Origin of the sequence: Sphingomonas sp. 22R3R2A-7 (assembly GCF_036856055.1) — a bacterium.
In the GTDB taxonomy this organism is placed as follows: domain Bacteria; phylum Pseudomonadota; class Alphaproteobacteria; order Sphingomonadales; family Sphingomonadaceae; genus Sphingomonas.
In genome coordinates this window covers 387,537-400,562 of record NZ_JASPFR010000001.1, presented here as the reverse complement: position 1 = coordinate 400,562, position 13,026 = coordinate 387,537, and the positions used below count along the sequence as shown (strand labels likewise).

Below are 13,026 nucleotides of genomic sequence, written 5' to 3'. Positions count from 1 at the left end.
GGATCATTGTGACGCTCGCCACTATCGCAGCCTGTATCGCACCATCGCCGGTGTCTGGTCGCGCGGTTCCGCCATTTGCGCTATCGATGCGGCAGGAGATTGTACGATGCACAAGATGTGGGCGCTGGTCGCACTGTTGACGATGGCGCAGGCCGCGCCCAATCCGCACCTGCCGGCCGCGACCTACGACAGCGTCGCCCCCGTGCTGCCCAAGGGGCTGCGGAACGCGGTGCTGATCGTTTCCAAGACCAATGGCTGGCGCCACATCGAGCATATTCCACACTCGAACACCGTGCTTGCCGATATCGCGAAAGGCCTGGGTCGTGCGAGCTACGCCACCGAGAACGCGGCGGTCTTCAACGACGAGCAGTTGAAGCACTTTTCCGTGGTCGTCCTCAACAGCGCCAGCGGCGACTTTCTCACGCCCGATCAACGCGCCGCATTCGCCCGTTTCGTGGGCCGAGGCGGCGGTGTCGTGGCGTTGCACGCGGCGGGCGACGATAGTCACACCGATGCCTGGTATACCGACACGATCATCCGCACCAGGTTCACCGGACATCCGGGCGGGAACGACCAGTTTCAGCGCGCACGGCTCCTCGTCGATCGACCGGACCACCCCGTCATGGCCGGTGTGACACTGCCCTGGTCGCCGGTCGACGAATGGTATGCCTTCGACGCCGATCCCGCGGCCCGCGGCATGACCGTGCTCGCGCGGATCGACGAGGCCAGTTACCGACCCGGCGCCAAGCTGGCGATGGGCAGACATCCCGTCATCTGGACCAACCCCTCGACGAAGGGCCGTGTCGTCTACTCCGCGCTGGGCCACTTGCCTGAGGCCTATGACGATCCGAACTACCGCCGCATTCTGGTCAACGCGGTTCGCTGGGCGGGCAAATCATAAAATGGGCGTCAGTGAGTTGGACGTCACCGGATGGCCGACCCCCAATCCGGTCAGGCCTGTTGCAAAACTCTGATCGCTGCAGCAGATCGACGGTAGAAACTGCGCCTGATCATCGCCGCGAAAACGACTGTGATATGCCGACGCAGCAAGCGAGAGGGTTTATGCGCGTCCAGAAGGTAGTCGCTTTTGTCGTCATGAGCGGCATCGCCGGTACCGCGGCCATCGCTGCAGACCGCGCCATTCCGTTGAGTCCGTCCTCCAAGTGGCAGATGGATTATGCGCCTTCCGAATGCCGCCTCCTCCGCAGCTTCGGCGAGGACCGGGACCGGACCACGCTCCAGCTCAGCCGCCTCGATGTCAGCGACGTTCTCGAAATGGCGCTGGCCGGATCGCATATGCCGGCAACGGACGGCGACGTTCCGGTTTCGGTAAGCACATCCACCGTGACACACGTCCCCGGCATGCACGCACGCGGCTTTGCCACGGCGGGCGGCGCGCCCGGCAGCATACGCTTCCGGCCTGACAGGGATCTTCCCGGCGCGTTGCGTAGCGATGTAACGGCCGACCGACCGACGATGCTCGGCGTCAGCTTTGCAAGACGCTATGCGGTGCAACTCGACATGGGGCCGATGAAGGGCGCACTCGCAGCGCTCGATGCGTGCGTGGACGATCTGGTGACGAGCTGGGGGCTCGACCCGGCCGAGCAGCGACAGCGGAAAAGCGCGCCCGAGCCGGTCAACGATCCCGCCGGCTGGTTCCGTCCGGCTGATTATCCCGTCGCCCTCAACCGGGGCGGGTCCGGAGGGATCGTGGTGCTGCGACTGGTGGTGGCGGCTGACGGATCGATAAAGACCTGTGCGGTAGCGAAGGCAGGCGGCGAAAAGGCCTTTGAGGATCTGACGTGCCGGTTGATGACCACGCGTGCGCAATTCCGCCCGGCGATCGACGCCAGCGGGCGGGCGATCGATTCCGCATGGATACGCCGCATCAACTGGCAGCCGGGAAAACCATTCGTAACCGCCGGCTGATTGTCGATCCTTGCATCACTCTGGGCGAGACCGGCGTCCCGTACCGCTGGGAATATCCCGGGCTGCCAAGCTATTGAGCGTCCATCCGCCCGCATCGAGACAGCCTCCGACAGCGGCCGAATGTCGCGCGACGCATCGCTGACATATGCAACCCCGCGATACATCCTCCGAGGAGAAGGCTGCGATGCCGGTTTGCTCTAATCGACCAACCACTCGGTTGTGATCTCGCCCCGATGCCCCTCGGGTGACAGCACGGCGCGGAGCGCTTCCAGCAGCGGTGGCAACGCCTGCGTGAAGGCATAGGGCGGATTGACGATATACAGGCCGGCACCGTTATAGATGCCGGGCTGATCGTCATCGTACAGCCAGTGCTCCACCCCCAGCATTTTCGGGATGCCGAGCTTGCGCAGCTGCTCCTTCCACCGCCACTGCGTCGCGCGGTCTTTAAGCGGATACCAGATCACCGTCACGCCGTGCGCCCATTTGCGGTGAGCGGCGGCGAGGGTCGCGGTGATACGCGCGCGTTCGTCCGTCTGCTCGAACGGCGGGTCGACCAGCACCACGCCGCGCGCGGTCCGCGGCGGCACCGTCGCCAGCCAGAGCTCGTAGGCGTCGCGCTCATGCACGGCAGCGGCCGTGCCGCGCATCACGCCGCGCAGGGTATACGCGTCCTCGGGATGCTTTTCGTTGAGGACCAGGAAGTCCTGCGGGCGCAGCAACTGCGCCAGGATCCGCGGCGAGCCGGGGTAATAGTGAGGCTCGGCCCCGACATTCACCGCCTGCACGACCGCGCGGTAGTCGTCCAGCAAGGGGTTCGGATCGGCAACCGCCTGCAGCACGCCCCGTATCGACTCGCCGGTGCGCTGGGCATCCTCGCCGTCGAGGTCATACAGCCCGCAACCGGCATGCGTGTCGATCAGGGTCAGTGCCCCCGGCTTTTGCTGCAGGGCGCGCACCAGTGCGATCAGCAGGCTGTGCTTGACGACATCGGCGCTGTTGCCAGCATGGAAGGAATGGCGATAATTCATTGTGGCTCAGAACCCCGACGATCTGCCTGTGGACCTGTTGCTGGGCGCGATTGCCGAGTGCGAGGCGATTGAAACGACCAATCCGGTGCTCGTATAAAGTCGGGCGGAAACTTCAACGCACTTTTGCGTGCCGCGCCCAGTCCTAGCGGAAACCCCCTCGCGTTCCCGAACCACCGCGGCCCCCACGCCTTGCTGGCAACCCCCGTCACGCGATCGCCGTCCCGCGCTTGGCGTCCTCCATGAACATTTCGTCATTTTGCTTGCAACACAGATCAACCAAGCCTAGCGCCCTGCTGCGAATGGTTATCAATAGCATTGAGGTGGGTATGCGGCACAAGGTCAAGCGCGACATTCTGGTCGGCACGGCTATGGCGGCGGCGAGCGTGTGGGCGCCGTCCCTTGCGAGCGCCGCCGATCTCGCGCCCGCACACGCTGGTCCCCGTGCAGCTAGCGACGGCATGGACGGCGATACGACCGCGGCCGCGGACGATCAGGCGCGACGCGACGAAATCATCGTCAATGGCGAACGCATTCGAAAGACCGGGAGCACCGGCACCAAGACCGAGACGCCGCTGATCCGCACGCCGCAGACGATCACGAGCATCGACGAAAAGGAGCTCACGCTGCGCAACGCGCTGTCGATCAACCAGGCGCTCGGCTATGTCGCGGGCGTGTCGCCGAGCCAGCGCGGCAATGTCGCGACGCGTTATGACCAGCTCTACGTTCGCGGGTTCGCACCCGGTCAGTATATGGACGGCATGCGGCTGCTCGGCGGCATCTATTCGACCCCGCAGATCGACTTCCACCTTGTCGAGCGGGTCGATGTCGTCAAGGGACCCGCCTCCGTGCTGTACGGCAATTCGACGCCCGGCGGCCTCGTCAACCTCACGAGCAAGCTGCCCTATGACGTCGCCGGCGGCCGGATCGAACTGGCGGCAGGGAATTTCGATCTCGTCCGCAGCGCGATCGACGTGAACCAGCCGCTCGACGCCGATCACAAATGGCTGTTCCGCGTGATCGGCGGGGCGGAGCAATCCGATGGCTTTGTCGCACGGACACGAAATCGCCGGCACTATATCCGGCCGATGCTGACCTTCGCGCCCGACGACGCGACCAGCCTGACGGTCATCCTCAACTATCAGCGCGATCCGGAATCGGCCTCCTATAGCGGCGTTCCCGTCTATGGTTCGGCGCTCGCCAACCCCTTGGGCAGCTTCCCCATCGACCTGAACGTCAGCGAGCCAGCCTATGAGGCGTTCGATCGCACGCAGAAATCGGTGACCGCGCTCTTCCGTCACGACTTCAGCCCGGCGCTCAGCTGGGCGACGAGCGCGCGCTATCTCGATGTCGACCTGCACTATCGCCAGATCTACCTCTCGAACTTCGCGACGACGGGCACCGGTGTGAACCGCAACACCGATTTCTCGCGCATCGTCCGCGGCGGTGGCGGCTCGGACGAGTCCTTCCGGACCATCACGCTCGACAACCACGTCACCGGCAAGTTCGCGACCGGGCCGCTGCAGCATGTCGTGCTGGCCGGCGTCGACTGGCAGAGCAATCGCGGCTCGAACGCACAGCAATTCAATACCGGCACCACGACCGATCCGGTGACGAGCATCCCCGATTTTGACCTGTTCAACCCCAATTACGGCGGCGTACAACCGAGCTTCGCGCTGACGGCGGCGCGGGGCTTCCGCAAGATCGATCAGGTCGGCGCCTATCTCCAGGACCAGATCGCGATCGGTGCGCTGCAACTGATCGCCAGCGGCCGGTACGACTGGTACGAACAGACGAGCGTCAACAGGAATACGACGGAAGGCGTCGCCGGCGGTGTGACCCAGCTGAAGCAGGCCGCGTTCACCGGGCGATTGGGCGCGCTTTACGAGACGCGGAGCGGGCTTGCCCCTTTCGTCAGCTACTCGGAAAGCTTCGAGCCGCAGACGGGCACGCAGACGATCTTCGCGCCGGACGGCAGGACGCCGATCGCGGGGCCGACCTTCGTGCCGGTGACCGGGCGGCAATATGAGGCGGGCGTCAAATACCAGCCGCGCGGGACCAACGCCGTGTTCACGCTGTCCGCCTATGACCTGCGCCGCCGCAACGTGCCCGTGGCAGACCCGCGCGCAGGACAGGACGGCAGCACCATTCCCGCCAATGCGCAGATCCAGGTCGGCGAGGTCGAAATACGCGGAATCGAGATCGACGGCCGTGGCGAAATCGCGCCGGGGCTGACCGTGACCGTGGCGGGGACCTACACCGACCCCGACGTCCGGCGCGGCACCCCTGCGATCGGCACCGGCGACCAGTTGAGCGGCGTCACGGGGACCAAGCCGCTGGGCATATCGACATGGAGCGCATCGAGCTTCGCCAGCTATGATCTGGAACGCAGCGTCGTTGGCGCCGCATCAGGCTTCACGATCGGCGGCGGGGTCCGGTACGTCGGCGAATCCGACGGCACCGCGACACAGATCCGGTCGGGCCAGACCGTCACGACGCGGTTCCAGTCGCCGGGCTATGTCCTGGTCGACGCGGTGCTGGGCTATGATCTCGGCAAGTTCGATCCGTCGCTTGCCGGGATGAGCCTGACAGCAAATGTCGCGAACCTCTTCGACAAGCAGCACATCGCAAGCTGCTTCTTCGTCAACAGCTGCTATTTCGGGGCGTCGCGCACCGTCGTCGGCACGCTGCGGTTCAACTGGTAGGCCGCGACCCCGCGGTTCGTCGCACGCAATCGCATGGTGACCGCATCGTCCCCGCCCCGCACTGGACCGCTGCGCACCGACGAGGCATCGGTCGATGTACAGCGGGGGCTGGAGTATCAAGCGTGTTCAAGACGATGTGGAAGATGCCGGCGACGCTCGCCCGGTTGCCGGCGCCGCGTGCTAACGACGGCGAGGATGTCGATGGCGCGACGGACGCGCAGGCGGGTGACGATGAAGCCGAGGGCGGAAGCGCCGATCGCAAGGCCGTGATCGCAACCGGGTCGCTCGAGGACATGGTCAAGGCGGCCGACGACCTATCGGAGGACGAGGGTCAGAACGTGATCATCGAGTGCGTCGGTCGCGACCGGCCGATCCGCTGGCCGGAGATCAAGGGACTGCGCGCAGCCACCACGTTCCCGGACGGCAGGTGACCGGCGCGCGCAAACGGCTCAGCGAAACAGCCGGCTGAGCACGCGCTCGACGAGGCTCGACTGCTGCGCCATCGCCTGCTGTTCACGGAACCGGTCACGGTCCGCGGCCGCACGGCGATACAGCGCGTCGAGTCGTTCAGCGCCATAACGATCCGAGAGGCGTGGCGGCGAGATATCGGTGCGATTGAAGATCGGCGGGTCTGACAGCGTGGACATCGGCGGCTCTCTGCGTGGTAAATCGTTGACAGCATGTTAGCTTTTCGTCTGTATTCCAACACGTTTCACCCGGTCCGGTTCCATATTTCGCGACGAATTGAATGGAGTTTTTGCCAAAAACCGGGAACCTTACGCAATCTCGTCGGTAGTGTTGCGCCAGATCAACATCGCCGGGCCGGTGCCGCCGTTTGCGCAACCGCTACATCCGCCACCTGCATCGCGCGCCTGTACAACCACGCGTCCGGTCGGCTACGCGGCGCCCATGGGTGAGATCGACAGACTGGTACCTTCGGGTATCATCGAGCAATGGGTATTCCATCTTCGACGCCAGCGCTCACGCGCGGCGGACACCATCTGGTTGATCGACCAGGGTTTTACGATGCACGACGGCAAGAACGGCGTGCCGACGCAGGACGCGACCGCGCGCTACCGGCAGGAACAGCAGACCGTCATCGACGAGGTCACCGAACTGCTCAAACTGTACGACCGCATCAATCTGGGCAAGGACATCCCGGTCGCGGACGAACCACCGCGCTGATTGCGCCCGGATGAAATCCATGCGCGTTGCCATCACCGAACCGTCCAGGGACCTATGATCATGCGGCAGGCTACCGGATTCCTGACGATCGATACGCGGCGCCAGGGCCTGCTCGACATCAGTGACGCGGTGCGGCGCTGGGTCGCCGATCAGGAAATGCGTGATGGTCTGCTGACGATCTTCTGCCGCCACACTTCGGCATCGCTGCTCATCCAGGAGAACGCCGCGCCCGAGGTGCGGACCGATCTCGAGGCCTATTTCGCGCGTCTGGCGCCCGAGTCCGCCGACTATCTCCACGACGACGAGGGGCCCGACGACATGCCCGCCCATCTGCGCACGGCGCTGACGCAGGTCCAGCTGTCGATCCCGGTCATCGACGGCGAGATGGCGCTCGGCACGTGGCAGGGCCTCTATCTGTTCGAGCATCGCCGTCGCGCGCATCGCCGGTCGCTCGCCCTGCATATCGCCGGCGTCTGACCGCGCGATCGGGACATCGGGGGCTTTATTCGGGCGGTGCGCTTGGTTTCCGGAGCAATCCCGTTCATCAACCGTTCCACCACTGATGGCTAGTGTGAGGCGTTTCGCCGCATCCGCCGCGAACGGAGACGACAATCATGTTTATCATGCCTGGTCGCAAAGTCCTTTTGGCAGCCCTGGCGTCGAGCACGCTTCTGGTTGCCGGGTGCGCGACCGAAACGACCTATCGTCCTGCCACGGGACAGGGCTTCAGCCGGACGGGGTATAGCGACCGTCGGATCGAGGATAACCGCTTTCTCGTCAGCTTTGCCGGAAACAGCGTCACGTCGCGTGACACGGTCGAGCGCTACCTGTTTTTCCGCGCGGCCGAGCTGACGCTGCAGCAGGGCTATGATTATTTCCTGATGGCCGACCGCGATACGAACCTTCAGTCGCGGACCTTCTCGACCCCGGGCATCGGCGGTGGCTTTGGCTATGGCGGGTTCGGCGGATATTGGGGTCCGTCGTGGCGCTATCGCGGCCGCGGGTTCGGCTGGCGCAGCTGGGATCCGTATTTCGGCGGCGGCTTCGGCGGCGGCGGTTTCGGCGGCGGGTTCGGCGGTCCGTGGGGCAACAATTTCGACGTCCGGACGATCGACCGTTACGAGGCGACTGCCGAAATCGTGATGCGCAAGGGTCCGATCCCGCGCGACAACATCCGCGCGTTCAACGCAAAACAGGTGGTCGACAATATCGGACCGACGCTGGTTCTCCCGAAGTAAGCCTCGGAAATACCGTCGACGCAAAAAGGCCGGGCCGTCCCTCTGGACAGCCCGGCCTTTCTTTGCGTGACGTCCGCCCGCGTCAGCCGCAGGCGAACCGGCAGACCGACGTCAGACCGCGCCGTGGCACTGCTTGTACTTGCGACCCGACCCGCAGGGGCATGGCGCGTTACGGCTGACGACGCCTTCCCAGTTGGCGGGATCCTCGCCGATATCCGCCTGCTGCGGCTGCGGGATCTGCATCGGCGGCAGCTGCGACGTGATGTGTCCGGTCGTCCCGGCATCGATGTCGTTCGAATTGTCCTCGCCGGTGAACGGGTCGAAATGCGTCGTGATGAAGTCGGGCAGCTCGGGCAGTCCGACGGGTGCCTGCATCTGGAACTGCGCATGCGCGATCGTCTTGGTCACGTCCTCGCGGATCGTCTCCAGCATCCGCTGGAACAGCGAGAACGCCTCCTGCTTATACTCGTTGATCGGCGTCTTCTGTGCGTACGCACGCAGGTGGACGACCTGGCGCAGCGCGTCGAGCGTCGCGAGATGCTCCTTCCAGTGATGGTCGAGATTCTGCAGCAGGATCGACTTCTCGACCGACGTCCACGTCTCCGCGTCGAGATCGGCGGACTTCACCGCGATCGCCTCGTCCGCCATCGCGCGGATGCGCTCCTCGACGATCTCGGGGTCGATCGCCTCCTCAAGCAGCCACGCTTCGATCTGCGGCTCGAGATTGAGGACCTCGGACAGCCGCGCCTTCATCCCCTCGATGTCCCACTGTTCGGGATAGGAGTTGGGCGGGCATGCGTCGCCGACGATGACGTTGACCGTCTCCGCGCGCATGTCGACGACGACGTCGCCGACCGTATCGGCATCCATGATGTCGGCACGCTGCTCGTAGATGACCTTGCGCTGCTCGTTCATCACGTCATCATATTCGACGACCTGCTTGCGGATGTCGTAGTTGCGCGCCTCGACCTTCTTCTGCGCGGTCTCGATCGCCTTGCTCAGCCATTTGCTGCCGATCGCCTCGCCGTCCTCGATATTGTTGCGCATCATCTTGGCGAACAGCGTGTCCGGCCCGAAGATCCGCAGCAGATCGTCGTCGAGGCTGAGATAGAAGCGCGACAGCCCCGGATCGCCCTGACGCCCCGAGCGCCCGCGCAGCTGGTTGTCGATGCGCCGGCTCTCGTGCCGCTCGGTACCGAGCACGAACAGACCGCCCGCGGCGAGCACCGCCTTCTTCTCGGCCTCGATCTCGATCTCGATACGCGCCGCCTCGGTGGCATATTCGGGCGTGCCCTCGACCAGCTCGGGATGCTCGTCGAGCATGCGGAATTCGAGGTTGCCGCCGAGTTTGATGTCGGTGCCGCGGCCCGCCATGTTGGTCGCGATCGTCACCGCGGACTTGCGCCCGGCCTGCGCGACGATGTGCGCCTCCATCTCGTGGAAGCGCGCGTTGAGCACCTTGTGCTCGACCGCCTCGCCGACGAGGAACTCGCTCAGCAGCTCGGACTTCTCGATCGATACCGTGCCGACGAGCACCGGCTGGCCGAGATCGGCGTGATGCTTGATCTTCTTGGCAATCGCGGCGAACTTGTCCTTGGTGTCCTTGTAGAACTCGTCCTCCTCGTCGACGCGCTGGACGGGCACGTTGGTCGGGATGCTGACGACGTTGATCTTGTAGATGTCGTAGAATTCGGCCGCCTCGGTCGCAGCCGTACCGGTCATGCCGCCAATCTTGGGGTACATGCGGAAATAGTTCTGGAACGTGATCGAGGCCATCGTCTGGTTCTCGGGCTCGATCTGGACGCCCTCCTTGGCCTCGACCGCCTGGTGCAGGCCGTCCGACCAGCGCCGGCCGTCCATCATGCGACCCGTGAACTCGTCGATGATGATGACCTTGCCGTCCTTGACGATGTAGTCGATGTCCGACTTGAACATCACGATCGCGCGCAGTGCCTGGTTGAGGTGATGCACGACCTGCGTGTTCTCGAAGTCGTACAGGTTCTGCCCCTCGAGCAGCCCCGCCGCCTCGAGCATCCGCTCGACCTTCTCGGTGCCGTCCTCGGTGAGAATGATGGTCTTCTGCTTCTCGTCCTTGTCGTAATCGCCCGGGACGAGCTGCTTCACGACCGCGTCGACCTGGATATACAGCTCGGACTTGTCGTCGGTCGGGCCCGAGATGATCAGCGGCGTACGCGCCTCGTCGATCAGCACCGAATCGACCTCGTCGACCACCGCGAAGTTGAAGCGGCGCTGCACCATCGAGCTGCGCTCATACTTCATGTTGTCGCGCAGATAGTCGAACCCGAACTCGTTGTTCGTCCCGTAGGTGATGTCGGCGGCATAGGCGGCACGCCGCTCTTCGTCGGTCAGGTTGGGGACGATGACGCCGATCGTCATGCCGAGATAGGTATAGACCTGCCCCATCCACTCGGCATCGCGCGCGGCGAGATAGTCGTTGACGGTGACGACATGGACGCCGTCGCCGGGCAGCGCGTTGAGATAGGTCGCAAGCGTCGCGACGAGCGTCTTGCCCTCACCCGTGCGCATCTCGGCGATCTCGCCGCGGTGGAGGACGATGCCGCCGACCATCTGCACGTCATAATGCCGCTGACCGAGCACGCGCTTGGCGGCTTCCCGGACGGTCGCGAACGCCTCGGGGAGCAGGTCATCGAGCTTCTCGCCGTTCGCGAGCCGCTCGCGGAAGCGTACGGTCTGGGCGGACAGCTCCTCGTCCGACATCGCGAGAAGCGAGGGCTCGAACGATGCGATCCTGGCAAGGATCGGGTTGAGCGACTTGACGTAACGGTCGTTGGACGAACCGAACAAGGATTTGGCGAGGCCACCGAACATGGGCTGATTTCCTGAAGTTTTGACACGGCAAGCCCGCTACCGGGACGCACGCAAGAAAGAAGGGGACGGCCCGCAGGCCAGCACGAGGCGCCCGACGCTATTCGCGCCGACGGTCTGCCCAAAGCGATGACATGTCGACCGCGATGGCGGGCAATGCGGGCGACGCCGCGACCGCCTGCAACGACGGCGGGCCGGCCACCGGTCGTGTCGCACGCCTGACCACTGCAACAGCAACGGCCTGCGGCGAAACCGCACCCTGCGCCACCGCCTGCGCCGCCTGCCCACGCACGCCGGGTACCACGCCGGTAAGCGCGGACAGCAGGGCAGACAGAAGGAGAAGCAGGTTCATGAGACCTCGTCCTTATGACAGCCTGCCGCCAAGGTCCATCCTTTCACCGCATTGCAGCGCGGTCGGGGGCGGTTCGCCACGTGGACAAGCGGTTGCGCAGGGGCCGATCCGGAGGCACAGGTCTGTCATGACCACCTCTCCGCTCGCACGCCCCTTCCCCGTCATGCCGGCGATTCCCGGCGTCACGCTTCATGTCGCCCGTGCCGCCTACAAGACGTGGGACCGGTGCGATCTGACATTCGTCACGCTGGATCCGGGTACCGTCGTCGCGGGGGTGCTGACGCAGAGCAAATGCCCCTCGCCCGAAGTCGAATGGTGCCGCGCGGCGCTGACGCTCGGCCATGCGCGGGCGCTCGTCGTCAACGCGGGCAATTCGAACGCCTTCACGGGATCGCGCGGCCGCGCTGCGGTCGAGGCGATCGCCGCGCGGACCGCAGCCCAGCTCGGATGCCAGCCGTCCGACGTGTTCGTCGCCTCGACCGGCGTGATCGGCGTGCCGCTCCCGATCGACAAGGCCGAGGCGGGGCTCGACGCCGCGTTCGCCGCTGATCCGTGCGGCTGGGAGGATGCGGCGGCGACGATCATGACGACCGACACATTCACCAAGGGGGCAACGACCACCGCGGTGATCGGCGACCGCACCGTCAGCCTGGTCGGGATCATCAAGGGATCGGGGATGATCGCGCCGGACATGGCGACGATGCTGGGCTTCATCTTCACCGACGCAGCGGTCGAGCCCGGTTTCCTGCAGGCCTCGCTGTCGAAGGCGAACGCACCCAGCTTCTCATGCATCACGGTCGACAGCGACACGTCGACCAGCGACACCGTGCTCGCCTTCGCCACAGGCAAGGCCGGGAACGCGACGCTTGCGGACGATGACAGCGTGGGTGCCGACGCATTCCGGGCCGCGCTCGCGGATCTCTGCCATCAGCTCGCGATGCTTGTCGTGCGCGACGGCGAAGGTGCGCAGAAACTGATCGAGATCCAGGTCACCGGCGCCGACAGCGATCGCAGCGCTCACCGCATCGCGATGAGCATCGCCAATTCGCCGCTGGTGAAGACCGCGATCGCAGGCGAGGACGCCAACTGGGGACGCGTCGTGATGGCGGTGGGCAAGGCTGGCGAGCCCGCGGACCGCGACATGCTCTCGATCCGCTTCGGCAACACGCAGGTCGCGGAGGGCGGGCTGGCGCTGCACGGCTATGACGAGGCGCCGGTCGCCGCGCATCTCAAGGGTCAGGACATCGAGGTCGGCGTCGACCTCGCGCTCGGCGAGGGCAAGGCCACCGTGTGGACGTGCGACCTCACGCACGGATATATCTCGATCAACGCCGACTATCGGAGCTGATCAGACCCGCCATCCCGGTACGGACCGGGATGGCGGGAGGTCGGTCAGGCGAGTTCGCTCTCGAGCCATGCCTTGAGCTGGCCCTTAGGCGCAGCGCCGACCTTGGTCGCCGCGGGCGCGCCGCCCTTGAACAGGATCATCGTCGGAATGCCACGCACGCCGTACTGGCCCGGTGCGTCGGGATTCTCGTCGATGTTGAGCTTGGCGATCGTCACCTTCTCACCTAGCTCCTCCGATAGTTCCTCAAGGCTCGGCCCGATCATCTTGCACGGACCGCACCATTCGGCCCAGAAATCGACGAGCACGGGGCCTTCCGCACTCAGTACGTCGGCATTGAAGCTGGCATCGGTGATCTGCTTGGTCGCCACTGAAATTCTCCTTCGTTACACCATCATCT

Annotated in this window: 13 protein-coding genes; 8 read left to right on the top strand and 5 right to left on the bottom strand. The window is 64.9% G+C overall.

Going from position 1 to position 13,026, the window contains the following annotated elements; genetic code table 11:
• Positions 1-115: 115 nt before the first annotated feature.
• Positions 116-901 (top strand): ThuA domain-containing protein, encoded by a 786-nt coding sequence (locus QP165_RS01830; protein ID WP_333993417.1) that lies wholly within the window; start codon positions 116-118, stop codon positions 899-901.
• Positions 902-1,035: 134 nt separating this feature from the next.
• Entirely contained in the window at positions 1,036-1,929 is an 894-nt protein-coding gene (locus QP165_RS01825) for an energy transducer TonB (protein WP_333993416.1), read from the top strand.
• A 197-nt stretch (positions 1,930-2,126) separates the two neighbouring features.
• Here QP165_RS01825 and QP165_RS01820 read toward each other — a convergent pair whose 3' ends face one another.
• Positions 2,127-2,957, bottom strand: coding sequence for a 23S rRNA (adenine(2030)-N(6))-methyltransferase RlmJ (locus QP165_RS01820; RefSeq protein ID WP_333993414.1), 831 nt, complete (start codon positions 2,955-2,957; stop codon positions 2,127-2,129).
• A gap of 326 nt (positions 2,958-3,283) precedes the next feature.
• Between QP165_RS01820 and QP165_RS01815 the strand changes: the two genes are divergently transcribed.
• Positions 3,284-5,659, top strand: a complete 2,376-nt coding sequence (locus QP165_RS01815) for a TonB-dependent siderophore receptor (protein WP_333993413.1) — start codon at positions 3,284-3,286, stop codon at positions 5,657-5,659.
• A 143-nt stretch (positions 5,660-5,802) separates the two neighbouring features.
• Positions 5,803-6,090 (top strand): hypothetical protein, encoded by a 288-nt coding sequence (locus tag QP165_RS01810; protein WP_333993412.1) that lies wholly within the window; start codon positions 5,803-5,805, stop codon positions 6,088-6,090.
• An 18-nt stretch (positions 6,091-6,108) separates the two neighbouring features.
• On the opposite strand, the gene QP165_RS01805 is transcribed toward QP165_RS01810, so the two are convergent.
• A complete protein-coding gene (locus QP165_RS01805; protein ID WP_056023026.1) occupies positions 6,109-6,306 on the bottom strand; it encodes a hypothetical protein in 198 nt (65 codons plus the stop codon).
• 148 nt (positions 6,307-6,454) lie between these two features.
• Here QP165_RS01805 and QP165_RS01800 point away from each other — a divergent pair, with 148 nt between their 5' ends.
• From QP165_RS01800 to QP165_RS01790, 3 genes are all read left to right on the top strand, one after another.
• Entirely contained in the window at positions 6,455-6,844 is a 390-nt protein-coding gene (locus QP165_RS01800) for a hypothetical protein (RefSeq protein WP_333993410.1), read from the top strand.
• 60 nt (positions 6,845-6,904) lie between these two features.
• Positions 6,905-7,321, top strand: a complete 417-nt coding sequence (locus QP165_RS01795) for a secondary thiamine-phosphate synthase enzyme YjbQ (protein WP_333993409.1) — start codon at positions 6,905-6,907, stop codon at positions 7,319-7,321.
• 146 nt (positions 7,322-7,467) lie between these two features.
• Positions 7,468-8,082: a CC0125/CC1285 family lipoprotein gene (locus QP165_RS01790; RefSeq protein ID WP_333993408.1), complete on the top strand. Its 615-nt coding sequence runs from the start codon at positions 7,468-7,470 to the stop codon at positions 8,080-8,082.
• 111 nt (positions 8,083-8,193) lie between these two features.
• Here QP165_RS01790 and secA read toward each other — a convergent pair whose 3' ends face one another.
• Positions 8,194-10,932 (bottom strand): preprotein translocase subunit SecA, encoded by a 2,739-nt coding sequence (gene secA, locus QP165_RS01785; protein WP_333993405.1) that lies wholly within the window; start codon positions 10,930-10,932, stop codon positions 8,194-8,196.
• Positions 10,933-11,029: 97 nt separating this feature from the next.
• Positions 11,030-11,281, bottom strand: a complete 252-nt coding sequence (locus QP165_RS01780; RefSeq protein ID WP_333993404.1) for a hypothetical protein — start codon at positions 11,279-11,281, stop codon at positions 11,030-11,032.
• 127 nt (positions 11,282-11,408) lie between these two features.
• Here QP165_RS01780 and argJ point away from each other — a divergent pair, with 127 nt between their 5' ends.
• Complete coding sequence (gene argJ, locus QP165_RS01775) at positions 11,409-12,629, top strand: bifunctional glutamate N-acetyltransferase/amino-acid acetyltransferase ArgJ (RefSeq protein WP_333993402.1); 1,221 nt, start codon at positions 11,409-11,411, stop codon at positions 12,627-12,629.
• 44 nt (positions 12,630-12,673) lie between these two features.
• Here the strand turns inward: argJ and trxA are convergent, their stop codons facing one another.
• Positions 12,674-12,997 carry a thioredoxin TrxA gene (gene trxA, locus QP165_RS01770; protein WP_056023011.1) on the bottom strand — a complete coding sequence of 108 codons (324 nt, stop codon included), beginning with the start codon at positions 12,995-12,997 and terminating at the stop codon, positions 12,674-12,676.
• Positions 12,998-13,026 lie beyond the last annotated feature (29 nt).

Excerpts from the sequence above, each read along its gene's own strand:
- QP165_RS01830 (WP_333993417.1), top strand. The coding sequence starts at position 116 with ATGTGGGCGCTGGTCGCACTGTTGACGATGGCGCAGGCCGCGCCCAAT.
- QP165_RS01820 (WP_333993414.1), bottom strand. The coding sequence starts at position 2,957 with ATGAATTATCGCCATTCCTTCCATGCTGGCAACAGCGCCGATGTCGTC.
- argJ (WP_333993402.1), top strand. The coding sequence starts at position 11,409 with ATGACCACCTCTCCGCTCGCACGCCCCTTCCCCGTCATGCCGGCGATT.
- QP165_RS01805 (WP_056023026.1), bottom strand. The coding sequence starts at position 6,306 with ATGTCCACGCTGTCAGACCCGCCGATCTTCAATCGCACCGATATCTCG.
- QP165_RS01810 (WP_333993412.1), top strand. The coding sequence starts at position 5,803 with ATGCCGGCGACGCTCGCCCGGTTGCCGGCGCCGCGTGCTAACGACGGC.
- QP165_RS01825 (WP_333993416.1), top strand. The coding sequence starts at position 1,036 with ATGCCGACGCAGCAAGCGAGAGGGTTTATGCGCGTCCAGAAGGTAGTC.
- QP165_RS01780 (WP_333993404.1), bottom strand. The coding sequence starts at position 11,281 with ATGAACCTGCTTCTCCTTCTGTCTGCCCTGCTGTCCGCGCTTACCGGC.
- QP165_RS01815 (WP_333993413.1), top strand. The coding sequence starts at position 3,284 with ATGCGGCACAAGGTCAAGCGCGACATTCTGGTCGGCACGGCTATGGCG.
- QP165_RS01795 (WP_333993409.1), top strand. The coding sequence starts at position 6,905 with ATGCGGCAGGCTACCGGATTCCTGACGATCGATACGCGGCGCCAGGGC.
- QP165_RS01790 (WP_333993408.1), top strand. The coding sequence starts at position 7,468 with ATGCCTGGTCGCAAAGTCCTTTTGGCAGCCCTGGCGTCGAGCACGCTT.
- secA (WP_333993405.1), bottom strand. The coding sequence starts at position 10,932 with ATGTTCGGTGGCCTCGCCAAATCCTTGTTCGGTTCGTCCAACGACCGT.